Origin of the sequence: Caballeronia sp. J97, assembly GCF_905220305.1 — a bacterium.
Classification (GTDB): Bacteria; Pseudomonadota; Gammaproteobacteria; order Burkholderiales; family Burkholderiaceae; genus Caballeronia.
Genome location: NZ_CAJMZL010000034.1, coordinates 21,405 through 44,474 on the forward strand (window position 1 = coordinate 21,405; position 23,070 = coordinate 44,474).

18 protein-coding genes and 1 other RNA gene are annotated in these 23,070 nt (G+C 63.9%); 12 read left to right on the forward strand and 7 right to left on the reverse strand.

The genetic code is table 11. The features are described 5' to 3' along the window. Nucleotides 1-157 precede the first annotated feature (157 nt). The gene (gyrA, locus tag U4Y90_RS30305; RefSeq protein WP_321800178.1) at nt 158-2,803 is read right to left on the reverse strand and encodes a DNA gyrase subunit A; all 2,646 of its coding nucleotides are present in this window, start codon (nt 2,801-2,803) and stop codon (nt 158-160) included. Nucleotides 2,804-3,497: 694 nt separating this feature from the next. Here gyrA and ompA point away from each other — a divergent pair. From ompA to ssrA, 4 genes are all read left to right on the forward strand, one after another. Next, nucleotides 3,498-4,157 carry an outer membrane protein OmpA gene (ompA, locus tag U4Y90_RS30310; RefSeq protein WP_321800180.1) on the forward strand — a complete coding sequence of 220 codons (660 nt, stop codon included), beginning with the start codon at nt 3,498-3,500 and terminating at the stop codon, nt 4,155-4,157. A 193-nt stretch (nt 4,158-4,350) separates the two neighbouring features. Beyond that, the gene (gene ubiG / locus U4Y90_RS30315) at nt 4,351-5,049 is read left to right on the forward strand and encodes a bifunctional 2-polyprenyl-6-hydroxyphenol methylase/3-demethylubiquinol 3-O-methyltransferase UbiG (protein WP_321800181.1); all 699 of its coding nucleotides are present in this window, start codon (nt 4,351-4,353) and stop codon (nt 5,047-5,049) included. Between the two features lie 4 nt (nt 5,050-5,053). Then, complete coding sequence (gene gph, locus U4Y90_RS30320) at nt 5,054-5,818, forward strand: phosphoglycolate phosphatase (RefSeq protein WP_321800183.1); 765 nt, start codon at nt 5,054-5,056, stop codon at nt 5,816-5,818. Between the two features lie 81 nt (nt 5,819-5,899). Further along, nucleotides 5,900-6,258: a transfer-messenger RNA gene (gene ssrA, locus U4Y90_RS30325) on the forward strand. A gap of 431 nt (nt 6,259-6,689) precedes the next feature. On the opposite strand, the gene U4Y90_RS30330 is transcribed toward ssrA, so the two are convergent. Together U4Y90_RS30330 and U4Y90_RS30335 are read right to left on the reverse strand one after the other, a co-directional pair. Continuing rightward, nucleotides 6,690-6,962 carry a hypothetical protein gene (locus U4Y90_RS30330; RefSeq protein ID WP_321800185.1) on the reverse strand — a complete coding sequence of 91 codons (273 nt, stop codon included), beginning with the start codon at nt 6,960-6,962 and terminating at the stop codon, nt 6,690-6,692. A 144-nt stretch (nt 6,963-7,106) separates the two neighbouring features. Beyond that, nucleotides 7,107-8,177 (reverse strand): substrate-binding domain-containing protein, encoded by a 1,071-nt coding sequence (locus U4Y90_RS30335; protein WP_321800187.1) that lies wholly within the window; start codon nt 8,175-8,177, stop codon nt 7,107-7,109. Nucleotides 8,178-8,304: 127 nt separating this feature from the next. Here U4Y90_RS30335 and U4Y90_RS30340 point away from each other — a divergent pair, with 127 nt between their 5' ends. Genes U4Y90_RS30340 through U4Y90_RS30355 form a run of 4 tightly spaced genes read left to right on the forward strand, consistent with a single transcriptional unit; the run spans nt 8,305 to nt 13,541 of the window. Next, nucleotides 8,305-8,793 carry an NAD(P)H-dependent oxidoreductase subunit E gene (locus U4Y90_RS30340; protein ID WP_321800188.1) on the forward strand — a complete coding sequence of 163 codons (489 nt, stop codon included), beginning with the start codon at nt 8,305-8,307 and terminating at the stop codon, nt 8,791-8,793. Next, nucleotides 8,790-10,346: a formate dehydrogenase beta subunit gene (locus tag U4Y90_RS30345; RefSeq protein WP_321800190.1), complete on the forward strand. Its 1,557-nt coding sequence runs from the start codon at nt 8,790-8,792 to the stop codon at nt 10,344-10,346. The genes U4Y90_RS30340 and U4Y90_RS30345 overlap by 4 nt, the downstream gene beginning before the upstream one ends. Nucleotides 10,347-10,361: 15 nt before the next feature. Then, nucleotides 10,362-13,292 carry a formate dehydrogenase subunit alpha gene (gene fdhF, locus U4Y90_RS30350; RefSeq protein ID WP_321800191.1) on the forward strand — a complete coding sequence of 977 codons (2,931 nt, stop codon included), beginning with the start codon at nt 10,362-10,364 and terminating at the stop codon, nt 13,290-13,292. A 3-nt stretch (nt 13,293-13,295) separates the two neighbouring features. Then, the gene (locus tag U4Y90_RS30355) at nt 13,296-13,541 is read left to right on the forward strand and encodes a formate dehydrogenase subunit delta (protein WP_321800192.1); all 246 of its coding nucleotides are present in this window, start codon (nt 13,296-13,298) and stop codon (nt 13,539-13,541) included. 46 nt (nt 13,542-13,587) lie between these two features. Here the strand turns inward: U4Y90_RS30355 and U4Y90_RS30360 are convergent, their stop codons facing one another. From U4Y90_RS30360 to U4Y90_RS30370, 3 genes are all read right to left on the reverse strand, one after another. Further along, on the reverse strand, nt 13,588-15,324 hold the full coding sequence (locus tag U4Y90_RS30360; RefSeq protein WP_321800193.1) for an FAD-dependent monooxygenase: 1,737 nt from the start codon (nt 15,322-15,324) through the stop codon (nt 13,588-13,590). Nucleotides 15,325-15,397: 73 nt separating this feature from the next. Then, on the reverse strand, nt 15,398-16,393 hold the full coding sequence (locus U4Y90_RS30365; RefSeq protein ID WP_321800195.1) for a cation diffusion facilitator family transporter: 996 nt from the start codon (nt 16,391-16,393) through the stop codon (nt 15,398-15,400). 22 nt (nt 16,394-16,415) lie between these two features. After that, complete coding sequence (locus U4Y90_RS30370; protein ID WP_321800197.1) at nt 16,416-16,775, reverse strand: metalloregulator ArsR/SmtB family transcription factor; 360 nt, start codon at nt 16,773-16,775, stop codon at nt 16,416-16,418. A 124-nt stretch (nt 16,776-16,899) separates the two neighbouring features. Between U4Y90_RS30370 and U4Y90_RS30375 the strand changes: the two genes are divergently transcribed. Then, nucleotides 16,900-18,759 (forward strand): tetratricopeptide repeat protein, encoded by a 1,860-nt coding sequence (locus U4Y90_RS30375; protein ID WP_321800199.1) that lies wholly within the window; start codon nt 16,900-16,902, stop codon nt 18,757-18,759. A gap of 48 nt (nt 18,760-18,807) precedes the next feature. Here U4Y90_RS30375 and U4Y90_RS30380 read toward each other — a convergent pair whose 3' ends face one another. Next, nucleotides 18,808-20,103 (reverse strand): MFS transporter, encoded by a 1,296-nt coding sequence (locus U4Y90_RS30380; RefSeq protein ID WP_321800201.1) that lies wholly within the window; start codon nt 20,101-20,103, stop codon nt 18,808-18,810. Nucleotides 20,104-20,347: 244 nt separating this feature from the next. Between U4Y90_RS30380 and U4Y90_RS30385 the strand changes: the two genes are divergently transcribed. The 3 genes from U4Y90_RS30385 to U4Y90_RS30395 all read left to right on the forward strand — a co-directional run bounded on the left by U4Y90_RS30385 (nt 20,348) and on the right by U4Y90_RS30395 (nt 23,035). Beyond that, nucleotides 20,348-20,887: a GNAT family N-acetyltransferase gene (locus tag U4Y90_RS30385; RefSeq protein WP_321800203.1), complete on the forward strand. Its 540-nt coding sequence runs from the start codon at nt 20,348-20,350 to the stop codon at nt 20,885-20,887. A gap of 184 nt (nt 20,888-21,071) precedes the next feature. Next, nucleotides 21,072-22,235: a hypothetical protein gene (locus tag U4Y90_RS30390; RefSeq protein ID WP_321800205.1), complete on the forward strand. Its 1,164-nt coding sequence runs from the start codon at nt 21,072-21,074 to the stop codon at nt 22,233-22,235. 65 nt (nt 22,236-22,300) lie between these two features. After that, on the forward strand, nt 22,301-23,035 hold the full coding sequence (locus tag U4Y90_RS30395; protein ID WP_321800207.1) for a DUF2968 domain-containing protein: 735 nt from the start codon (nt 22,301-22,303) through the stop codon (nt 23,033-23,035). The last annotated feature ends 35 nt before the right edge of the window (nt 23,036-23,070 follow it).

Sequence of the window (23,070 nt, forward strand, 5' to 3'; positions counted from 1 at the left end):
ACTCCCTGTAAAAAATATCCAGTTCAGCCCTGGCGACGAGTCCTTGCCTGTCTTTCCGACACCGGCCCTGACTGGGCCCGGCAATCAACTCACGTCGCGCAGCTTAACTAATCCGAGCTTTCAAAAGCGATAACGAGAGACATCGACACAAAAAATATCAGGCGCTTTCTCCGCCTTCACCGTTCTCCGTGTCGCCAGGCTTGGCTGCCGCATCTTCCGAGTTGGAGTCTGCTTCGAGTTCGGCCTCGGCTTCCGCTTCGGCGATATGCTGCAGTCCCGACAACTTCGTTCCCTCGTCAAGGCTGATGAGTGTAACACCTTGGGTTGCGCGGCCCATTTCGCGAATTTCCGAAACCCGCGTGCGGATGAGCACGCCCGAGGTCGTGATCAGCATGATCTCGCTCTCCGGCTCGACGAGTGTCGCCGCGACGACCCGGCCGTTACGCTCCGATGTCTGGATCGCGATCATACCCTTCGTGCCGCGGCCGTGACGCGTGTACTCGTTGATCGGCGTGCGCTTGCCGTAGCCGTTCTCGGTGGCCGTCAGCACCGACTGATTCTCGTCGCCCGCGACCAGCATCGCGATGACCTGCTGCCCGTCTTCCAGTTGCATGCCGCGCACGCCGCGTGCCTCGCGACCCATCGCGCGCACGTCGTTCTCGTCGAAACGCACGGCCTTGCCCGCGTCGGAGAACAGCATGACGTCGTGCTCGCCATCGGTGATCGCCGCGCCGATGAGGTAGTCGCCATCATCCAGACCGACCGCGATGATGCCCTTCTTCATCGGACGGCTGAATGCCTCGAGCGGCGTTTTCTTGACGGTACCGAGCGCCGTCGTCATGAAGACGTACTTGTCGGCCGAGAATTCCTTGATCGGCAGCACGACGTTGATCTTCTCGCCGTCCTGCAACGGGAACATGTTGACGATCGGGCGGCCGCGCGAGTTGCGCGAGCCCTGCGGCACTTCGTACACCTTGATCCAGTACACGCGGCCGCGGTTCGAGAAGCACAACATGTGATCGTGCGTGTTCGCGATGAAGAGCGTGTCGATCCAGTCGTCTTCCTTCATTTGCGTCGCCTGCTTGCCGCGCCCGCCGCGCTTCTGCGCACGATATTCGGAAAGCGGCTGCGACTTAACGTAACCCGAGTGCGACATGGTTACGACCATGTCCGTCGGCGTGATCAGGTCTTCGGTATTGAGCTCCGTCGCGTTCATCTCGATGCGCGAGCGACGGTCGTCGCCGAACTCGGCGCGGATCTGGCCCAGCTCTTCGACGATGATCTGGCGGATCCGCTCCGGCCGCGCGAGGATGTCGAGCAGGTCGGCGATCTGCGCCATCACCTCGCGATACTCACCGACGATCTTGTCCTGCTCGAGACCGGTCAGGCGTTGCAGACGCATCTGCAGGATTTCCTGCGCCTGGACGTCCGACAACTTGTACAGACCGTCATCCTGCAGACCGTACGCCGGATTCAGGCCTTCCGGACGATACGCCGCCCGGCCGCCCGAAGCCTCGGTTTCGGTGCGCGTGAGCATTTCGCGCACGAGCGACGAATCCCACGGACGCGCCATCAGTTCCTGCTTCGCGATCGGCGGCGTCGGCGCGGCCTTGATGATCGCGATGAATTCGTCGATGTTCGCGAGCGCGACGGCGAGACCCTCGAGCACGTGCCCGCGATCGCGCGCCTTGCGCAGTTCGTATACAGTGCGCCGCGTCAGCACTTCCCGTCGATGCGACAGGAAGCACTCGAGCATTTCCTTCAGATTCAGCAGCTTCGGCTGGCCGTCGACGAGCGCGACCAGATTCATGCCGAACGTGTCCTGAAGCTGCGTCTGCTTGTACAGGTTGTTCAGAATGACTTCCGGCACTTCCCCGCGCTTCAGCTCGATCACGACGCGCATGCCCGACTTGTCGGACTCGTCGCGGATATCGGAAATGCCTTCCAGCTTCTTCTCGTTGACGAGCTCGGCGATGCGCTCGAGCAGCGTGCGCTTGTTCACCTGATAAGGAATCTCGTCGACGATGATCGCCATGCGCTGGCCGCGATCGATCTCTTCGAAGTGCGTGGCCGCGCGCATCACGACGCGCCCGCGCCCGGTGCGGTAGCCGTCGCGCACACCCGCGACGCCGTAGATGATGCCGGCCGTCGGGAAATCGGGCGCCGGCACGATCTCGATGAGTTCGTCGACGGTGGCCTCGGGCGTATTCAACAGATGCAGACAGGCGTCGACGATTTCGCGCAGATTGTGCGGCGGAATATTGGTCGCCATGCCGACCGCGATGCCGGCCGAGCCATTGATCAGCAGATTGGGAATGCGCGCGGGGAGAACGAGCGGCTCGTTTTCGCTGCCGTCGTAGTTCGGGCCGAAGTCGACGGTTTCCTTGTCGATGTCGGCCAGCAATTCGTGGCCGATCTTCGCCATGCGGATTTCGGTGTAACGCATTGCCGCGGCGTTGTCGCCGTCGACCGAACCGAAATTCCCCTGGCCGTCCACCAGCATGTAGCGCAGCGAGAACGGCTGCGCCATGCGCACGATCGTCTCGTAGACGGACGCGTCGCCGTGAGGATGGTATTTACCGATGACGTCGCCGACGATACGCGCGGACTTCTTGTACGCGCGGTTCCAGTCGTTGTTCAGCTCGTGCATCGAGTAGAGTGCCCGACGATGCACCGGCTTCAAGCCATCGCGGACATCGGGAAGCGCGCGCCCGACGATCACGCTCATCGCGTAATCGAGATACGAACGGCGCATTTCCTCCTCGAGGGAGATTGGCAGAGTCTCTTTGGCGAATTGATCCATTATCCGTGTCTTGAACTTTGCAGCGGCGACACGGCAGTGCGCGCGGCGATTTCGCGGAACTCGCCCGCCGGCCGCGCGAGATGCGCCGGCGTGGCGCGTAGCCGACGTACGCTGCGCGCTGCGTGTGCAGCGCATGCCTTATATGCGTGCGAACGCAGCGCATCAGGAGATTCTACCATGCGCGACATTCGCGCCCGGATGACCACTGTATACATACAGTGTGGCCCCGCGTTCGAACCGGAATGCGCGCACAGAATTCGCAATGCGCAACGCGGTACCAATTACTTACAAAAAGCGGGGAACGAGTTCCGTCATTTCGTCATCGGGGTGGGCTATCATGCCGCCTCGCCATTCTGCTTATCGAAAAAGTACCCGCGATAAAAACACGCAGGAAATCGCTCTCAGGCACGTAATGTGCGCACGTTTTGCGCCTTCTTCAGCCTTGGCCGCCTCCTGTCCCCTTCTTGTTGCGCATGCACCACATAAGGTTGCGGGCGTACAGCGTGCGGGGATATTTTTATCGTTGCAAGGGAACGATATGGCAAAATGCCAACGCACAAACTTAGACACTGCTCGAAGTCTATACAGCGCGTTTTGTTCCGTAGGGAATGTTATACTTCGAGCAATGTATGACTTGTCTTCGTCTACAGGCTCGCAGTAAACCTGCGGTAATCTCAATTTCGAGAGGAGAAATATGAATAAACTTTCAAAGCTCGCGTTCATTGCAGCTACCGCAGTTATGGCTGCATCGGCCTCGGCACAGTCCGTGCCGGCCTCGCGACAAGCCGTGAACGACAACTGGGTGAACGGTACGGGCGAGTACGTGTGGATGAACGGCACGAACGAACTGTGCTGGCGCGACGCATTCTGGACGCCGGCTACGGCAAACGCGAAGTGCGATGGCGCGCTGGTCGCGCAAGCACCGACGCCGCCGGCACCGGTCACGCCGCCCCCGGCCATCCAGAGCCAGAAGGTTACCTATCAGGCTGACGCTCTGTTCGACTTCGACAAGGCAGTCCTGAAGCCGGCTGGTAAGGAAAAGCTTGACGATCTCGCATCGAAGATCGGCGCGCTGAACCTCGAAGTCGTGGTTGCAACGGGCTACACCGACCGCATCGGTTCGGACAAGTACAACGATCGTCTGTCGCTGCGCCGTGCGCAAGCTGTGAAGGCTTACCTGGTCAGCAAGGGCATCGAAGCCAACCGTATCTACACGGAAGGCAAGGGCAAGCGCGACCCGGTCACGAAGGGTTCCTGCACGCAGAAGAACCGCAAGCAACTCATCGCCTGCCTCGCACCGGATCGTCGCGTGGAAGTCGAAGTTGTCGGCACGACGCGTCAGCCGCAGCAGTAATCGCGAGTTGGATTGCCGCAGATCAAACCCCCGCTTCGGCGGGGGTTTTTTTATGCCCGAAAGCATTTTGTGCATTCGTTCAATGAGCCGCCGATTCAGGTAGCGTTTGGCTATTGCGCTTTTTGCCCGCCCATTGCGACGCCTATATACTCGGTCCTAATCGATTCACGACTCAAACAAGGCACTTCAGAACATGACCAATGTCGATCCCCACGAACTGCAGAAATTCAGCGAGCTCGCGCATCGCTGGTGGGACCCGAACGCCGAGTTCAAGCCGCTACACGAACTGAACCCGGTGCGACTCGACTGGATCGACGCCCATGCGCATCTGATGAGCAAGCGTGTTCTCGACATCGGCTGTGGTGGCGGGATCTTGTCCGAGTCGATGGCGACGCGTGGCGCGAACGTGAAGGGCATCGATTTGTCGTCGAGTGCGCTCGGCGTCGCCGATCTCCATAGTCTGGAAAGCGGTGTCGAAGTCGCATACGAGGAAATTTCGGCGGAAGCCCTCGCCGCGCGCGAACCGGCTTCCTACGACGTCGTCACCTGCATGGAGATGCTCGAGCACGTACCGAATCCCGCGGGCACCGTCGCCGCGTGCGCCGCGCTCGTAAAGCCGGGCGGCTGGGTGTTCTTCTCCACATTGAACCGCAACGCGAAGGCTTACTTGTTCGCCGTCATCGGCGCCGAATATATTGCGCGCATGTTGCCGCGCGGCACGCACGATTACGCGCGCTTCATCAAGCCGTCGGAACTCGCCACCTTCGCGCGCGCCGCGTCGCTCTTGCCCGTTGACATCAAGGGCATCACCTATCGGCCGATCTCGAAGCACTTTGGCCTGTCAAACGACACCAGCATCAACTACATGATGGCTTGCCGCCGCGAAGCCTGACGCCATGACCAACGACGATCCCTTGTCCACGGGCACAATCGATACGAAGCCCCTTCCGGAAGACACGAATCCCCTGCCCCAGCGACTCGCCGAAGGCGACGGCCTCGGGCTGTGTCAGGCCGTGCTGTTCGACCTCGACGGCACCATCGCGGATACCGCGCCCGATCTCGTCGCCGCGGTGAACAAGATGCGGCACGACCGTGGCCTCGAAATGCGTCCGCTCGAAACGCTGCGGCCATACGCGTCGGCGGGGGCGCGCGGTCTGCTCGGCGGCGCATTCGAGATCGGGCCGGAGCATCACGACTTCGCGTCGATGCGCGACGAATTCCTCGCCAATTACGAGGCCGACCTGTGCATCGAGACGACGCTGTTTCCGGGCATCGCCGAGATTCTCGATCAGCTCGACGCGCGCGGCGTGCGCTGGGGCATCGTCACGAACAAGGCGACGCGGTTCGCGTCGCCGCTGGTCGCCTTGCTCGGACTCGATATGCGCGCCGGCTGCCTTGTTTGCGGCGACACGACACCGCACTCGAAGCCGCACCCTGCCCCGCTGCTGCACGCAGCCGAGTTGCTGGATGTCGCGCCGGAGCGCATCGTCTATGTCGGCGACGATCTGCGCGACGTGCAAGCCGGCTTCGCGGCGGGCATGATCACCGTGGCGGCCGCATACGGCTACTGCGGCGACGATATTCCACCGCGCCGCTGGCACGCGAATCACGTCGTCGATTCGCCGGACGAACTGCAGCAGTTGTTGCGGGACATTGCGTAGATGCGGAGGTGAAAACGGCGGCTGGAAAGTCGCGCTGTTCGCCTCATATGGTTTTTCGTGGGATAATTCCAGTTCCGCTTTGGGGGCGACCTGGTTTCGACAGGGGTTGTGAAGCGGTCAGGGCATACCGAGGACCCGTCACCTCGTTAATCAATGGGAAAAACGTAACTGCAAACGACGATACGTTCGCACTGGCAGCCTAAGGGCTAGCCGTCCTCTCACTAATTCGCTGACGGGTTAGGGTAGCAATACCACGAGAGGTCATATACGTCAGATAAGCTTTGGTGGCGTCACGACGCCCGAGTCGAAAATTTAGTGAATCGCCGTAACGCAGCGTGTTCGTCCGCGTCGTTGCGGTTAAATCAAATGACAGAACTAAGTATGTAGAACTGGTCGTAGAGCGCTTCTGGACGCGGGTTCGATTCCCGCCGCCTCCACCAAACACCCCGCAAAAACCCGCGATCGCGCAAGCATCGCGGGTTTTTTTTGCCCGTCGCAGGGCAAAAAAAAACCCCGCACGAGGCGGGGTAAAACATCCTTGAGAGACGTAGCAAGGGCAGAGACAACCTTCGCTACGCCAAGAAGAATAAGCGGCGGCACGATACGTTCGAATCAGAGCGGTCCTAATACGATTGCCACATGTCAATGATCAAAGAATCGACATTACCGTGCGGCAATTGCCTGCTTCGAGTCCATTACTCAGTAAATTCCGATTTTCAGACATCGGTCCTCGTCCTATTCTTGCATTGCACTTTGGCGCGCTGGCAAGCCTGCAGCGAATCAAAATGCCATTCCAAGTACTTTGACCTCGCCTTGCGCGAGGTTTTTTTCGCCGGCGCCTCGACGACGCCGGGCGAACTTACCAGGGCGCTCAGTTCGAACCGTCCTGCGGACACTTCAGATTACAGCCATTGGGATCGCCGTCGTCGCCACGGCGACGCATCGCCGATTTGCCGCCGTGCTGATATTTGGCCGACGGAGCCGACGCGGCGAACTGCATCTGCGGATGCTCGTTCAAACGAAACTGATCCTGCAGCACGCCGCCCGGCACGCCCGGTGAATTCTGGGCGAAGGCGACAGGAGCCAGACAAATCGCGCCAGCGACGAGCGCGGCGGACGAAAACGCGAGCAACGAGAGTTTCATGGCAGTAGATTGCGCGAGCAGATCGCGCTTCGAACGGTGAAGTCGACAGCAAAGCGTTAGGTTAACCCAATTCGCGGTCACTGGCAGTTTTACGTCTACCCCGCCCTCTTACGGCGCGTTTCGGCATTTCCACACGCGCGCACTTCAGCCGCGCAAACCTTCGTCGATACCGACGAGCGCCCCACAGTGCGCCGGATCATAGCCTTCGAGATGAGCGACGCTGTCGGTGAAGCCGTCGCTGCGCAAGATGCGCAGCACGGACGCAAGCCGCGCCTCATCGAGCCGCGCGCGCTCGCACGCGAAGAAGTAATCCTCGTCGATGATCGGTATGAAATCGAGCGCGAAATGCTGCGCGGCCGGCTGCACGCCGAAGCCGAGATCGGCCATGCCGCTCGCGACGAACGCCGCAATCGCCGAATGCGTGAGCTCGGTGGTCGCATAACCGTTGATCTGGTCCGGATCGACGCCCACGCGCCGCAACGACAGATCGAGCAGCATGCGCGTACCCGAGCCCGGCTGACGATTGACGAAGCGCACATCGCTGCGGGCGAGGTCGCGCAAGCCGGAAATCCGTTTCGGATTGCCCTTCGGCAGGAAAAGGCCCTGCGTGCGGCGCGTCAGCCGGATGAGCTGATGCTTGTTGCCGTCGAGAAGCGGCCGGTAAATATCGGCGCAAGTCGAACGGAATTCGCCGATCGGCAAGTGGAAGCCCGCCAGCTCGCACTCGCCGCGCGCGAGCGCGCTCACCGCTTCGGCGCTCTCGCGATACTTGATGTCGACCGGCACGCGTTGATCGCCCAGCGCGCGCACGAGCGCCGCGACCGCGTAACCGTGCGACGCGTGAATCCTCACCTGGCTGACGCCGCCCGCCAGACGCCGGTTCAACTCGACAGCGACGTCGTTCGCCACGGCTTGCAAAGGCGTTTCGAGTCGCTCGCCGCAAACGCGCTGCGCGCGCAATACCGACTCGCCCAGTTCCGACAAAACGGAGCCGCGCCCGCGCGATTTGGTGATGAGCGCGCCGCCGAGACGCGCCTCGATTTCGCGCAACAAACCCCACGCATGCCGATAGGACAAACCCTTAGCGCTCGCGGCATTCGCGATGCTGCCCGTCTGCGCGACAAGCTGTAAAAGCGGCACAACCGCGCTGAGACTGGTTTCCCGGCCATCGGCGTCCCGCAAGACCAGTTCGGCCCGGCATTCGACGTCCACCATATGAACTCCCCCTTCCTATTGCCAAGATATATCACGACGCCTATTGTTCTTCTACCGGCTCGGCACCCGTAATTATATCGCCTCAAATATGTACCAACAAAACATATGCCGAGTGTTGGAGGAGCCCATGACACATTCGCAGCTATCCGCCGCTGCATCCGCTGATCTCGTGCGTCGCCACGCAGTACAGGGCGCGACGTTGATGACCATTCTTCATGCCATCCAGGACGAAGTCGGCTATGTGCCGGAGACGACGATCGCGCCGCTCGCACAGACGCTGTCGCTCTCGCGCGCCGAAGTGCATGGCGTGATCACGTACTACCATCACTTCCGTTCCGCCCCGCCGGCGCACGTGACCGTGCAGCTCTGCCGCGCGGAAGCATGCCGCAGCATGGGCACGGAAGCGTTGAAGGACCACATCGAAGGGCACACGGGTTGCCGCTTCGACACGGGTCATGCCGAAGACACCGAACTCGAATCCGTGTTCTGCCTCGGTCAATGCGCACTGTCTCCGTCGATGATGATCAACGGCGAATTGCACGCGCGTGTGACACCCGCGAAATTCGATCGCCTGTATGCCGCTGCGCAAACGAAAGTCGCGGAGGTGACGGCATGACGCGCATCTACGTTCCCATCGATTCCGCGGCGCTCGCGCTGGGCGCGGACGCGGTCGCTCAGGCCATCGTGAGCGAAGCCCGCGAGCGCGGCCTCGACGTGCAACTCGTGCGCAACGGTTCGCGCGGCCTCTTCTATCTCGAACCGCTCGTCGAAGTCGAGACGCCGGATGGACGCATCGGCTATTCGAACGTCGAAGCCGAGGACGTCGCTTCGCTTTTCGATGCCGGCTTCCACGAAGGCGGTGCGCACGAGAAGAACGTCGGCGTCGTCGACGAGATTCCGTATCTCAAGAACCAGCAGCGTCTGACTTTCGCGCGCATCGGCATCACCGATCCGCTGTCGATCGACGACTACGTCGCGCTCGGCGGCCTCCAGGGCCTGCGCAACGTGCTCGAGATGAACGGCGACGCCGTGTGCCAGGCGCTGCTCGATTCCGGACTGCGCGGCCGCGGCGGCGCGGCATTCCCCGCGGGCATCAAATGGAAGACCGTGCGCGGCGCGCTGGCGGACCAGAAGTACATCGTATGCAATGCGGACGAGGGTGACTCCGGAACCTTCTCGGACCGCCTCGTGATGGAAAGCGATCCGTACATGCTGATCGAAGGCATGATCATCGCGGGCGTGGCGGTCGGCGCCACCAAGGGCTACATCTACGTGCGCAGCGAGTACCCGCATTCGATCGCCATGCTGAACCAGGCGATCGATCGCGCACGCGACGCGGGCTGGCTCGGCGCGAGCGTGCTCGGCACGTCGCACGCGTTCGATCTGTATGTCGCGAAGGGCGCGGGCGCCTATGTCTGCGGCGAGGAAACCGCGCTGCTCGAATCGCTCGAAGGCAAGCGCGGCATCGTGCGCGCGAAGCCGCCGGTGCCGGCGCTCACCGGTCTGTACGGCAAGCCCACGGTCATCAACAACGTCATCACGCTCGCGACGGTGCCGATCATCTTCGCGAAGGGCGCGGCCTTTTATCGCGACTTCGGCATGGGTCGTTCGCGCGGCACGCTGCCCTTCCAGATCGCGGGCAACGTGAAGCAGGGCGGACTCGTCGAGCTCGCGTTCGGCGTGACCTTGCGCGAACTGATCTACACCTACGGCGACGGCACGGCGAGCGGACGTCCCGCGCGCGCGGTGCAAGTGGGCGGCCCGCTCGGCACCTATCTGCCGGAGAGCCAGTGGGACATTCCGCTCGATTACGAGGAATATGCGAAGGTCGGCGCGGTGGTCGGCCACGGCGGGCTCGTCGTTCACGACGACACATCGAACCTCGCCGAACTCGCGCAATACGCGATGCACTTCTGCGCGCTCGAATCGTGCGGGAAGTGCACGCCGTGCCGCATCGGCTCGACGCGCGGCGAGGAAGTCATCGCGAAGATCCGCGAAGGCGATACGTCCGTGAAGCAGATCACATTGCTGCGCGAACTGTGCGACACGATGGTGTCCGGCTCGCTCTGCGCGATGGGCGGCATGACGCCGTTCCCGGTGATGTCCGCGCTCGATCACTTCCCGGAAGATTTCGGCTTGGGCGCCAAGCCCGCGCAAAAAGCGGCATAGAACAAGGAGACGATCATGTCCAACACCATCAACGGCTGCGGCTCCGGCAATTGCGCGTGCAAGAGCGCGGCGTCGGTTCAGCGCCGCGACCCGCTCGACGAAACCGACTACGGCACCCCGCTGCGTCACGCCGATATCGACGTGACGCTCGAAATCGACGGTCAGCCGGTCACGGTGCCGGCCGGCACTTCCGTGATGCGCGCGGCCATCGAAGCCGGCGTGAACGTGCCGAAGCTCTGCGCCACCGATTCGCTCGAACCGTGGGGTTCCTGCCGCCTGTGCCTCGTCGAGATCGAAGGCAAGCGCGGTTATCCGGCATCGTGCACGACGCCCGTCGAAGCGGGCATGAAAGTGCGCACGCAAACCGACAAGCTGCAGTCGCTGCGCAAGAACGTGATGGAGCTCTATATCTCCGATCACCCGCTCGACTGCCTCACCTGCCCCGCCAACGGCGATTGCGAACTGCAGGACATGGCGGGCGTCGTCGGCCTGCGCGAAGTGCGTTACGGCTATGAAGGCGCGAACCATCTCAAGGACAAGAAGGACGAGTCGAATCCGTACTTCACCTACGATCCGTCGAAGTGCATCGTCTGCAACCGATGCGTGCGCGCGTGCGAGGAAACGCAAGGCACGTTCGCGCTGACCATCGCCGGACGCGGCTTCGAGTCGCGCGTCGCGGCGAGCGAAAACGTGCCGTTCATGGAGTCGGAATGCGTGTCGTGCGGCGCGTGCGTCGCCGCGTGCCCGACCGCGACGCTGCAGGAAAAGAGCGTCATCATGCTCGGCCAGGCCGAACATTCGGCGATCACGACGTGCGCTTATTGCGGCGTCGGCTGCTCGCTCAAGGCCGAGATGAAGGGCAACACGGTCGTGCGCATGACGCCGAACAAGAACGGTCAGGCCAACGAAGGTCACGCGTGCGTGAAGGGCCGCTTCGCATGGGGTTACGCGACGCACAAGGACCGCATCCAGAAGCCGATGATCCGCGCGAAGATCACCGATCCGTGGCGCGAAGTGTCGTGGGAAGAAGCGATCAACTACGCGGCAAGCGAGTTCCGCCGGATTCAGGACAAGTACGGGCGCGATTCGATCGGCGGCATCACGTCGTCGCGTTGCACGAACGAAGAGACGTATCTCGTGCAGAAGCTCGTGCGCGCGGCCTTCGGCAACAACAACGTCGACACGTGCGCGCGCGTCTGCCATTCGCCGACGGGTTACGGCCTGAAGACGACGCTCGGCGAATCCGCCGGCACGCAGACGTTCGCGTCGGTCGAGCAGTCGGATGTGATCGTCGTGATGGGCGCGAACCCGACAGACGGCCACCCGGTCTTCGGCTCGCGCCTGAAGCGTCGCGTGCGTGAAGGCGCGAAGCTGATCGTGATCGATCCGCGCCGCATCGATATCGTCGACACGCCGCACGTGAAGGCCCAGTATCACCTGCAATTGCGCCCGGGCACCAACGTCGCGATGGTCAATTCGCTCGCGCACGTCATCGTCACCGAAGGCCTGCTGAGCGAAGCCTTCATCGCCGAGCGCTGCGACGAACGCGCATTCGGCCAATGGCGCGATTTCGTCGCGAAGGAAGAAAACTCGCCCGAAGCGATGGAAAGCATCACCGGCGTGCCCGCCGGCCAGGTCCGCGAAGCCGCGCGCGTGTACGCGACCGGCGGCAACGGCGCGATCTACTACGGCCTCGGCGTCACCGAACACGCGCAAGGTTCGACGACGGTGATGGGCATCGCGAACCTCGCGATGGCGACGGGCAACGTCGGCCGCGAAGGCGTCGGCGTGAATCCGCTGCGCGGTCAGAACAACGTGCAGGGCTCGTGCGACATGGGCTCGTTCCCGCACGAACTGCCGGGCTATCGGCATATCAGCGATGCCGCCACGCGCGCCCTCTTCGAGGAAGCGTGGGACGTGCAGCTTCAGCCGGAGCCGGGCCTGCGCATCCCGAACATGTTCGATGCCGCGATGCACGGCACCTTCATGGGCCTCTACTGCCAGGGCGAGGACATCGTCCAGTCGGACCCGAACACGCAGCATGTGGCCGATGCGTTGTCGTCGATGGAATGCATCGTCGTGCAGGACATCTTCCTGAACGAAACCGCGAAGTACGCGCATGTGCTGTTGCCCGGCTCGACCTTCCTCGAAAAGGACGGCACCTTCACGAACGCCGAGCGCCGCATCTCGCGCGTACGCAAGGTCATGCCGCCGCTCCCGGGCTACTCCGACTGGGAAGTGACGATCAAGCTCTCGCGCGCGCTCGGCTATGAGATGAACTACGCGAACCCGTCGGAGATCATGGACGAGATCGCGCGTCTCACGCCGACCTTCCACGGCGTCTCGTATGAGCGTCTCGACGAGCTCGGCAGCATCCAGTGGCCGTGCAACGAGAAGGCGCCCGACGGCACGCCGACGATGCACATCGACGAGTTCGTGCGCGGCAAGGGACGCTTCGTCATCACCAAGTTCGTCGCGACGCCGGAGAAGGTCACGCGCAAATATCCGCTGCTGCTCACGACCGGGCGCATCCTGTCGCAGTACAACGTCGGCGCGCAGACACGTCGTACCGAAAACTCGCAATGGCACGACGAGGATCGCCTGGAGATCCATCCGGTCGACGCGGAGGATCGCGGCATCAAGATGGACGACTGGGTCGGCATCGAGTCGCGCGCGGGGCAGACCGTGTTGCGCGCGAAGATCTCCGAGCGCATGCAGCCGGGCGTCGTCTATACGACGTTCCACTTCCCCGAGTCGGGCGCGAACGTCATCACGACGGACTCCTCCGACTGGGCGACCAACTGTCCGGAGTACAAGGTGACGGCGGTGCAGGTGATGCCGGTCGAGCAGCCGTCGCAATGGCAGAAGGACTACTCGCGCTTCAACACGCAGCAACTCGAGTTGATGAACATGCGCGACGTCGCGCCGACCACTTCAGGGAAATAACGAATGGACGTCGATAACCTGATCGAAATGGCGAACCGCATCGGCGAATTCTTCGATTCGATGCCGGACCGCGCCGAGGCCGTCGATGGCGTCGCGGAGCATATCCACCGCTTCTGGGAACCGCGCATGCGGCTCGCGATTCTCGCCGCGCTCGACAATCCGGAAGCGAGCGCGTCGATGGAGCCGATCGTGCGGGAGGCGCTCAGCCTGCACAAGGCCGACCTTCAGCCGAAAACGGCGCCAGCCTGAAGCGCCGTTCATCGCCCTCGACCCAAGCCCTGCGCCGCAGGGCTTTTTAGTCTTCGCGGTATTCGCGTTCCGGTTGCCGCTCGGTGCTCGTCTCCTGCGCGCCGAACCAGATTTCGCAGTGACGCAGCAGCGCATGCACATCCGATGGCGCTCGCCCGCGCGCGGCGATATAGCCATCGGGACGCACGAGATAGAACGCGGGGCGCGTGCGGCCGTAGTTGTCGGTGAGCGAATTCGCGCCCTCGCCGCGTGTATCGGTGATGCGCCACACGCGCACCGCGTTCGGCAGGATCGCTTCGATGGACGTCGCGAGCCCGTCGAGGTCGGGGTCGCGCATCGCGTGCGCGACGGTGATGGTCGCGGGCGCGAGCGCGATGTCGTCCTCGCCCGACGGATTCACGAGCAGAAAGAGCGAAAAGCAGCCGGGATCGTGCAGGTCGTAGAGACAGCCGACGCCCGGCAGGCGCCCGAGCGGGCCGTCGACGACATGCACGCGCGCATCGGGTGCGCGCTCGCCCGCGCGCGGGCCGCCGTCGAGCAGCCGCTCCAGCGTGAGCGGGCTCTTCCGATAGTTGATCGACAGCTCGCTCACCGTGCGCCGCATCGCGTCGCGCAGCGGGCCGATGGCGGCGAGCGCGGGCATCACGTGCTCGCGCATCAGCTTCATCGGGCCGTGCTCGGCGCCGGCCATCTGCGTGAGCATGCTGGTTTGCCGCAGCACGTCGCGCTCGATCGGATGCCGTTCCGTGTGATAGCTGTCGAGCAGCCGCTCCGGCGCGCCGCCCGCGAGCATGCGCGCGATCTTCCAGCCGAGATTGAACGCTTCCTGAATGCCGGTGTTCATGCCCTGCGCGCCGGCGGGACTATGCACATGCGCCGAATCGCCGGCGAGAAAGACGCGCTCCACGCGCAACTTGTCGACCATGCGGCTATTCAGGTGGAAGTACGACGACCACGTCAGGTTCGACAGCGCGATCTTGTGATGCACGCGCCGCTCCACGAGCGCGCGGCATTCGTCGAGCGACGGACCGGTCTTCCCGCTGGCTGCGTCGACCGCACTCGCGACGGGCGCCGGCAGATCCGCGATCAGGCGCGCGCGATCGCCGCCCATCGGGAAGAGCGCGGCGAGGCCTTCGCCCGAAGCGAAGATGTGGAACTCGTCGTCGGGCCAGTCGGAGTCCGCCTGGAGATCGGCGAGCAGATACGTTTGATCGAAAGTCTTGCCGTCGAAACCGATGCCTAGCCGGCGCCGCACGAAGCTGTGCGCACCGTCCGCGGCGATCAGATACGAAGGCCGCAACAATTCGTCGCGTCCGTTCGGATGGCGCAGCGTCGCCTGCAAACCGGCGGAGCCTTGCGAGAGGTCGACCACTTCGACGCCGCGCTCGACGTCGACGTGATAGCCCGCCAGATGATCGGCGAGCAGGCGTTCGGTCTGCGATTGCTCGAGGAAAAGCAGATACGGATAACGCGTCTGCAAGGGATCGAAGTCGAGGCGCGCGAGGCGCTGCCCGTTCGAATAGAGATTCGCGACGCGCGCGCGATGGCCGAGCTCGAGAAACGGCTTGACGACGCGATGCTGCTCGAAGAGCTCGAGCGTGCGCGCCTGAATGCCGATCGCGCGTGAATGCGGCGACGGCTCGCGCGCCTTGTCGACGAGCCGGACCGGGATGTGTGCGCGCGCGAGCCCCATTGCGGCGGCGAGGCCCGTCGGGCCGGCGCCGACGATCAGAACGGGCGCCACGTCCAGCTTGTCGTTCGGATTCAGCTTTGGCGCGAACATGCAGTCCTCCCCGGAACGTCACGCCGTCTAGTGTACGCCCGCCATGTCCGCTTTCGGTGCGGCACGCTCGCGCTCAGTGCGCGTGCCCCCGTTCGCTGAGGACGCAGGCATGGCAGGCCTCGCCGAACTCCACCTGCACGGTCGCGTGATGCATCGCGTAGTCGCGGCGCAATGTCGTGACGACACCCTGCACGAACGCATCGCCGGGATGGCCTTCGGGCATCACGAGATGCACGGTGAGCGCGTTTTCGGTCGTCGAAAGCGCCCAGACATGCAGGTCGTGCACGTCGCGCACGCCAGGAAGCTGCTTCAGATACAGCTCGATACGCGACATGTCGACCGAAGGCGGGACGGCGGCCATCGCGAGGCGCATCGCGTCGCGCCCGAGTCCCCAGGTGCCGTAGACGATCACCGACACGACGATCAGGCTCATCACCGGATCGAGCCAGCTCGCGCCCGTGAACATGATGATCAGGCCGCTCACCGCGACGGCGGCGGAGATGGCGGCATCGGCGGCCATGTGCAGGAAGGCGCCCCGCACGTTGAGGTCGTCCTTGCTGCCGCGCATGAAGAGCCACGCGGAGAAGCCGTTCACGATCATGCCGAGCGTCGCGACGACGAACACGTCGAAGCCCGCGACCGGCGCCGGATTGAGGAGACGCTGGATCGCCTCGAGCACGATCGCGCCGCACGCGAAAAGCAGGAGTGCGGCATTGGCGAGCGACGCCAGGATCGACGAACTGCCGAGGCCGAACGTGTAGCGCGCGTTCGGTTCGCGCTTGCCGAGCCAAACGGCGGCCCACGCGAGCAGCAGGCCGAGCACGTCGGAGAGATTGTGGCCGGCATCGGCGAGCAGCGCGGTCGAATGCGCGAGAAAGCCGTAGACGGCCTGCACGACCACGATCAGCACGTTCAGGCCGACCGCGAGCGCGAACGTTCGGCCCTGCCCTTCCTGCGGCGCGTGGTGATGGTGGTGATGGCCATGTCCATGATCGTGCGAATGGCCGTGCTCATGGCCATGAGCGTGTCCGTCGTGATGTTCGTGTTCTTCGTGCTGATGCGTGCTCATCGTGCTCGTCTTTCGGTGAGGTTCATTCGATATCCGTGGCGTCGGCCTGCGGCTCGGCGACGTGTTCCAGCAACTCGCCCAGCATCGCGCTGATGTGGCGATCCGCCGCCACGTAGAACACCTGCTTGCCCTGGCGTTCGGCCCGTACGATCCGCGCCGCGCGCAGGAGCCGCAGATGATGGCTCACCAGCGATGCCGACAGCCCGAGCAGCTCCGCGATCGCCCCGACCGCGCGTTTCTGTTCGACGCACGCGAGCACGATGCGCAGGCGCGTCGGGTCGCCGAGCAGGCGGAACAGGTCTGCGAGCGGCACGACGCGGTCATCGTGCGTGATCGGGCCGGCGGTGGAAAGCGAATCGGAAGGCACGGATATCGATAACATATGAATAAGTGTTCATATGTTAAGTACCATCACCGCAACATGTCAATCCCGCTTTGGCGGGTCGCGCTCGCCGGTGTGGGAAAATGCGGGGTTTGCTTTTCCGGGACAGAAGTTTCTCCCCGTCATGGACACCGTATTCGCCCGCGGTTTCGCGGCCCATCGTGACGGTCGCCTGACCGACGCGGAGCGCGACTATCAGGCCGCGCTCGCCGCCGAACCCCAACACGTCGACGCTTTGCATTACCTCGGCGTGCTGCGCCACCAACAGGGGCAGCACGCGGAGGCGGCCGAGCTCGTGCGCCGCGCCGTCGACCTGCGCCCGACCGATGCCGGCCTGCAACTCAATCTCGGCAATGCGCTGAAGGCGCTCGGCCGCCTCGACGACGCGATCGAGCGCTTTCGCAACGCGCTCACGCTCGCGCCGGGTTTTCCGCTCGCGCAGTACAACCTCGGCAATGCCTACACGGCGGCCGGCCGTCACGAAGATGCCGCCGATGCGTTCGAAAAGGCGCTGCGCCTGCAGCCGAACGACCCGGCGGCGTGGAACAACTTCGGCAATTCGCTTTCGGCGCTGCAGCGTTTCAAGGACGCCGCTCACGCGTTCAAGCGCGCGCTCGCGCTGCGCCCGCGGCACGCCGGCGCGCACAACAATCTTGGCATGGCGCTCAATGCGCTCGGCGATACGCTCGGCGCGATCGCGCACTTTCGCGCCGCGCTCGACGCCGAGCCGAACTACGTCGCCGCGCACTTCAATCTCGGCAATCTGCTCGATGCGAACGGCCATCCCGAAGACGCGCTGCCCGTGCTGCACAAGGCCGTCGCCTTGCATCCGCACTTCGCGCCGGGGTATTTCGGGCTCGGTCACGCGCTCTCGAAGCTCGGCCGCCACCATGAAGCCGTGCCGCACTTCGAGCGCGCGGTCGGGCTCGATCCGAAATACGGCGTCGCGTGGCTCTGCCTCGGCAACACGCATCTCGCGCTCGGCGCGCATCGCGCGGCGCTGCGCGCGTTCGACGAAGCCTTGCGCATCGATCCTTCGATGCCCGCGGCGCAGCTGAATCGCGCGCTCGCGCTGCTCACGACCGGCGATTACGCGCGCGGTCTCCCGGCCTACGAATGGCGTCTGCAGACGCCCGGCAGCGAACCCGCGCCGCGCTTGCCCCGCTGGAACGGCGAGCCGATGCCCGGACGCACGCTGATCGTGCGCGCCGAGCAGGGATTCGGGGACACCTTGCAGTTCGCGCGCTTCGTGCCGTTCGCGGCGAAGCGCGTCGGCAAGCTGGTGCTCGAGGTGCAACCCGCGCTCGTGCCGCTGCTCGCGCCGGCCGCGCATGCCGCGCGCGTCGAACTGAAGAGCAAGGCGGATGGCGTCCCGGTGAAGGCAGATATGTTCTGCCCGCTGCTCAGCCTGCCGCTCGCGCTCGGCATGACTTCGCTCGATGCGATTCCGGCGCGTGCGCCCTATCTCGTCGTGCCCGCCGACTACCGGCGCAAGTGGCGCGGGTCGATCGCCGGCCAGGCGCGGCGCAAAATCGGCGTCGCGTGGTCCGGACGGATGCAGCCCGGCGAAACACGATCGGTGCCCGTCGCCGAACTCGCGCCGTTGTTCGCGCTGGAGGGCATCGACTGGATCGTGCTGCAACCGTTTCTCACCGGCCGCGAGCGCGACGTGCTGCGTGCGCATCCGAACGCGAAATCGATTCACTTGCTGGAAGATCGCCTCGAGAACTTCGCCGATACGGGCGCGATCGTCGATCGTCTGGACGCGGTCGTATCGGTGGACACGTCCGTCGCGCACCTCGCAGGCGCGCTCGGCACGCCGGTCTGGGTGATGCTGCCCTTCGCCGCCGACTGGCGCTGGAGCGTCGACACGGCGGAGAGCGCGTGGTATCCCAAAGCGCGGCTCGTGCGCCAGCGCGCGCCGGGGCTATGGCGCGAGGTCGTCGAGGAGACGGCAGCGGCGCTGGCTTCGCTCCCTTCATAAAAAAATCCCCCGCCGAAGCGAGGGATGTCTCTTGACCGTTCCGATGCGTCAGGCCGTCTTGTACTGGTTGCGCGCCTCGGGCGAGCGATACAGCACGAGCGTCGCGATCAGGCCGCAGATCGCGGCAAGCCCCATCCACAGGCCGGGCGCGGCCTTGTTGCCCGTCGTGTGGATCAGGTACGTGGAGATCGCCGGCGTGAAGCCGCCTATGGTCGTGGCGAGGCTATAGGCCATCGAGAATCCGGTCGTGCGTACATCGGCGGGCATTACTTCGGTCAGTGCGACCACCATCGCGCCGTTGTAGCTGCCGTACAGGAACGACAGCCACAGCTCGCACATCAGCAGGCGCGCGAACGACGGATCCGCGACGAGCCACTGCACCACCGGATACGACGTCAGAATGGTGAGAATCGTGAATACGAGCAGCACCGGACGGCGCCCGACGCGATCCGACACCGCGCCCATCACCGGCAGCCAGACCAGATTCGAGATGCCGACGCACACCGTCACGACGAGCGCATCGACGGCGGACAGCTTCAGAACTTCCTTGCCGAAGGTCGGCGTGTACGCGGTGATCATGTAGAACGACACCGTCGTCATGATGACCATGCCCATGCCGGCGAGCACGACGCCCCAGTTCTGCCCGATCGAGCGCGCGATCTCGCCCATGCTCGGGCGATGCTTCTTCGCGAGGAACTCGTCGGTTTCGCGCAGCGACCGGCGGATGATGAACAGAAACGGCACGATCAGACAGCCGATCAAAAACGGCACGCGCCAGCCCCAGGCGGTCATCTGCTCCGGCGGCAGGAGGCGGTTCATGATTACGCCGATCAGCGCGGCGAACACGACGGCGACTTGCTGGCTGCCCGACTGCCAGGAACAATAGAAGCCCTTGTTGCCCTTGGTCGCGATCTCGGACAGATACACCGAGACGCCGCCCAGTTCCACGCCCGCCGAGAAGCCTTGCAGCAGCCGCCCGCCCAGCACGACGATCGGCGCGAGCGCACCGATGGTCGCGTAGCCCGGCACGAGCGCGACGCACGCAGTGCCGACCGCCATCAGCGCGAGCGTGAGGATCAAACCCTTGCGCCGTCCGTGATGGTCGATGTACGCGCCGAGCACGATGGCGCCGACCGGCCGCATCAGAAAGCCCGCCCCGAAGACGGACAGCGCGAGCATCAGCGAGGCGAATTCGTTGCCGCTCGGAAAATAGGTCTTGGCGATCGCGGAAGCGTAATAGCCGTAGACCATGAAGTCGTACATTTCAAGAAAGTTTCCGCTGACGACGCGAAACACGGTCTTGAATTTGGACTCGTTGGCGGGTGCTACGTGGGCTGTGGACATGACTTTCTCGAAAGACTTTTGTGGGCGCACTTCGGTTCTGCGCGGCGCAAGAACCGTTCACGGCCGCCGGGGGCATGCCGGCCGCAACGACGGAGGTCGACTCTGTTTCGTTTTTTTGTAAATGCGATGCCCCCAATCTTAACGCCGCCTCGCCCACGGCTGCACGCAACTTCGCTCTATATCGCCTAAAATTGCTTAAAATAGCATTACATGTATCTAACTAAAATCTGACGACACACAAAACATGGACACACGAATTTCGCTTCGCGCGGCTCGCTCCGACGAAACGGCGCTCATCGCGTCGATGCATGCGCGGAGCTGGGTGTCGGCGTATCGCGGCATCCTGCCGGACACGTATCTCGATCGCGATCTGAGCGCGGACCGCGCCGCCTATTGGGAGGCGCGCATGAAGGATGTCGCTGCCGGCGCGGCGAGCGTCTTCATCGCGGAACACGAGGGCGCACCGGTCGGCTTCGTCTGCCTCGTCGAGCCGGATGAAGCAGGCAACGTGCTCGTCGACAATCTGCACGCGCTTCCCGGATATCGCGGTCTCGGCGCCGGCACCGTCATGCTCGCCGAAGCAGCGCGCTGGGCGCGCGCGCGAGGGGCGCGGCAACTGTATCTTTCCGTGCTCGAACAAAACGCAGCGGCGATCGGTTTCTACGAATCGCGCGGCTGGAAGCTCGCCGAGCGCGAAGCGGACCACATGGCAGGCATCGACCTCTTTTCGCTGCGCTACGTGTACCCACTCGATCAAGCACAAGAATGCCAAACCGGTCAATAAGCATTCCTGTCAAAAACAGACAATAAGATTCTTCTGGTCGTCGGACACGCCAGCGTTTCGTATGATCGCGGGTCGAAATTTCGGTCATCCTCGCGTCGAGCCCGCGGTGCTGTGTTCATGCGCCACGACGGTCCGGGCGGGCTGTCTCGTTGCCCGCGCCCGGGCTCATGCATGTGGAATCTTCATGTCCGAACCCTTGATCGTAGTGGAAGGCAATCTGCGTCTGCCGACGCTGCACGCGCTGACGGACCCGTCCTTGAACTACGGTTTCCAGTGGTTGCCCGCGCCTACGCGCCCCGTTCAGTCGCGCTCCGAGTTTGCGCTCTTCGCCGCGCGCTTCGTCACGGCGTATGTGCCGGCTGTCGGCCTGTCCGACGTCGACTCGCCCTACCGCACGGCGAGCCTGTGGGGCGTCTTCGCCAAGGAAGAGATACCGCGCGCGATGCTGCACCTGACGCAAGGCTTGCACGCTAAAGTCGACGCCGACGGAGCGCGTCCCGACCCCATCCATTTGTCGGTCGGCACGCCGGCGGCCGCGCGAAAGATTCGCTTCAGCAAACCGGTCGTCACGGCCATTGCGGCTGCCAGTAGCGTGTTCATCGTATGGCTGCTGTTCAGGCAAGGGCCCGCTTCGCAGGACGGGACGAGCGCCGCGCTGCCCGAGCAAATCTCGCAGCGCGCACAACCGGGAGAGAACGCCTCGGTGCCAGCAGTGTCGACGACCACGGTTGAACCCGCGCCGAATCGACCCGAGCAGACGTCGGTTGCGGGGACGACGACGGTGCCTACTTCCACCATCGCATCCGCGCCGTATCAACCCGTGGAAGTCAAGCAGGAGCCGGCAGCGGTTACCGCACCAGCGCCCGCGTCCACCATCGCGTCCACACCGCATCGCCGTGCCAAGTTCGAGCAGACATCGGCAATGAAGACGACGCCACGAAAGTCAGCGAAACCGACGCATCTGGCGTCCGGCGCGCTTCATGGCGCCACCACCAGCGCCTCTGCGTTGCCAGAAGCCCGACACGCCCGCGTCGCGACCGCCCCGGCAAAACCGGTCAGGCTTTCGGTCGTGGCAACCGCGGAGCGCAAGCACGACACCCACGTCAGAACTGCACCGATGCCGCACACCGAGGCCGTTCCCGACCGCGCCCACGTAGCCATCGAGCCCGCCGTGAGGCCACGGGCCATACGGCACGTGCGCGCGAAGCCGGTCGAAACGATCGCAAGGGCGCCGTCGAAGCCTTCCGTGTCGATGGACCCGGCAACCCTCTATCAGATGCTCCAGCATTCGCCGACTCTCGACAGCAACGCGGCCTCGTCCGGCGGCGCTGCGAACGGCGCGCACTAAGCAGCGCACTAAGCAGCGCAACACGCAGCGCCAGCCCAATCAACCCTTTCGGCCACGACGCCAACATGAAGCAACTACGTTTTCTCCGTTACGCGACGCTCACCCTCGCCCTGTCCATTTTTGGCTTCTTCGCGCCGTACACGAGCACGTTCGCCGCGCCTGCGACCGCGAAAGCCGGCGCAAAGGCCACGCAACCGGCGTCCTCGGCAACCGATTCCGCGCAGGTCGCGACCGTAGACCTGTCCGACCTGAATGCCGATTCGAACGCGCCGCGCGTCGAAGGCAACATCGCCGAATTGCAGAATCTCGTGCAAGCCGGAACCCTCACGGAATTGCGCGCGACCCGCAACGGCAGCTACGGCGCGCGGCTCTTTTTCCTTGCGCAGGAGATGCTCTATTACGTCGCGCTGTCGCAGGACGCGCGCTGGTGGCGCGTCGTGAAGACGCAGGACGCGGCCCGCGCGGAATCGATCTACGCGCAGTTTTCGCGCAAGAGCTTCGAGCTCGCCGACGGCGAAATCAGCCGCACGCAATTGCAGGCGCAGAAAGCGTTGCTCGAGCGTGTGATCGCGAAGTCGGCGGATCGGGCGAATCGCCTCACCGCCGATCTCGAACTCGCGCAGCAGCAGGATTCGCAGGTATCACAGCGTCAGCAGCAGTTGCAGGCCGAATCGGCCGTGCTGCAGTCGGACAAGCTCGAAGCCGAACGCAAGCTGCGCACGCTGCAATTGCAGGTCGAACAGCTTCAGAAGCAGACGGAAGCAGGGCTCGCGCCGGTGAGCGTGACGCCGTCTCGCTGATAGAAGCGACACCAAGCAACACGAAGCAGCACCCG

Excerpts from the sequence above, each read along its gene's own strand:
- gyrA (WP_321800178.1), bottom strand. The coding sequence starts at position 2,803 with ATGGATCAATTCGCCAAAGAGACTCTGCCAATCTCCCTCGAGGAGGAA.
- ompA (WP_321800180.1), top strand. The coding sequence starts at position 3,498 with ATGAATAAACTTTCAAAGCTCGCGTTCATTGCAGCTACCGCAGTTATG.
- ubiG (WP_321800181.1), top strand. The coding sequence starts at position 4,351 with ATGACCAATGTCGATCCCCACGAACTGCAGAAATTCAGCGAGCTCGCG.
- gph (WP_321800183.1), top strand. The coding sequence starts at position 5,054 with ATGACCAACGACGATCCCTTGTCCACGGGCACAATCGATACGAAGCCC.
- U4Y90_RS30330 (WP_321800185.1), bottom strand. The coding sequence starts at position 6,962 with ATGAAACTCTCGTTGCTCGCGTTTTCGTCCGCCGCGCTCGTCGCTGGC.
- U4Y90_RS30335 (WP_321800187.1), bottom strand. The coding sequence starts at position 8,177 with ATGGTGGACGTCGAATGCCGGGCCGAACTGGTCTTGCGGGACGCCGAT.
- U4Y90_RS30340 (WP_321800188.1), top strand. The coding sequence starts at position 8,305 with ATGACACATTCGCAGCTATCCGCCGCTGCATCCGCTGATCTCGTGCGT.
- U4Y90_RS30345 (WP_321800190.1), top strand. The coding sequence starts at position 8,790 with ATGACGCGCATCTACGTTCCCATCGATTCCGCGGCGCTCGCGCTGGGC.
- fdhF (WP_321800191.1), top strand. The coding sequence starts at position 10,362 with ATGTCCAACACCATCAACGGCTGCGGCTCCGGCAATTGCGCGTGCAAG.
- U4Y90_RS30355 (WP_321800192.1), top strand. The coding sequence starts at position 13,296 with ATGGACGTCGATAACCTGATCGAAATGGCGAACCGCATCGGCGAATTC.
- U4Y90_RS30360 (WP_321800193.1), bottom strand. The coding sequence starts at position 15,324 with ATGTTCGCGCCAAAGCTGAATCCGAACGACAAGCTGGACGTGGCGCCC.
- U4Y90_RS30365 (WP_321800195.1), bottom strand. The coding sequence starts at position 16,393 with ATGAGCACGCATCAGCACGAAGAACACGAACATCACGACGGACACGCT.
- U4Y90_RS30370 (WP_321800197.1), bottom strand. The coding sequence starts at position 16,775 with ATGTTATCGATATCCGTGCCTTCCGATTCGCTTTCCACCGCCGGCCCG.
- U4Y90_RS30375 (WP_321800199.1), top strand. The coding sequence starts at position 16,900 with ATGGACACCGTATTCGCCCGCGGTTTCGCGGCCCATCGTGACGGTCGC.
- U4Y90_RS30380 (WP_321800201.1), bottom strand. The coding sequence starts at position 20,103 with ATGTCCACAGCCCACGTAGCACCCGCCAACGAGTCCAAATTCAAGACC.
- U4Y90_RS30385 (WP_321800203.1), top strand. The coding sequence starts at position 20,348 with ATGGACACACGAATTTCGCTTCGCGCGGCTCGCTCCGACGAAACGGCG.
- U4Y90_RS30390 (WP_321800205.1), top strand. The coding sequence starts at position 21,072 with ATGTCCGAACCCTTGATCGTAGTGGAAGGCAATCTGCGTCTGCCGACG.
- U4Y90_RS30395 (WP_321800207.1), top strand. The coding sequence starts at position 22,301 with ATGAAGCAACTACGTTTTCTCCGTTACGCGACGCTCACCCTCGCCCTG.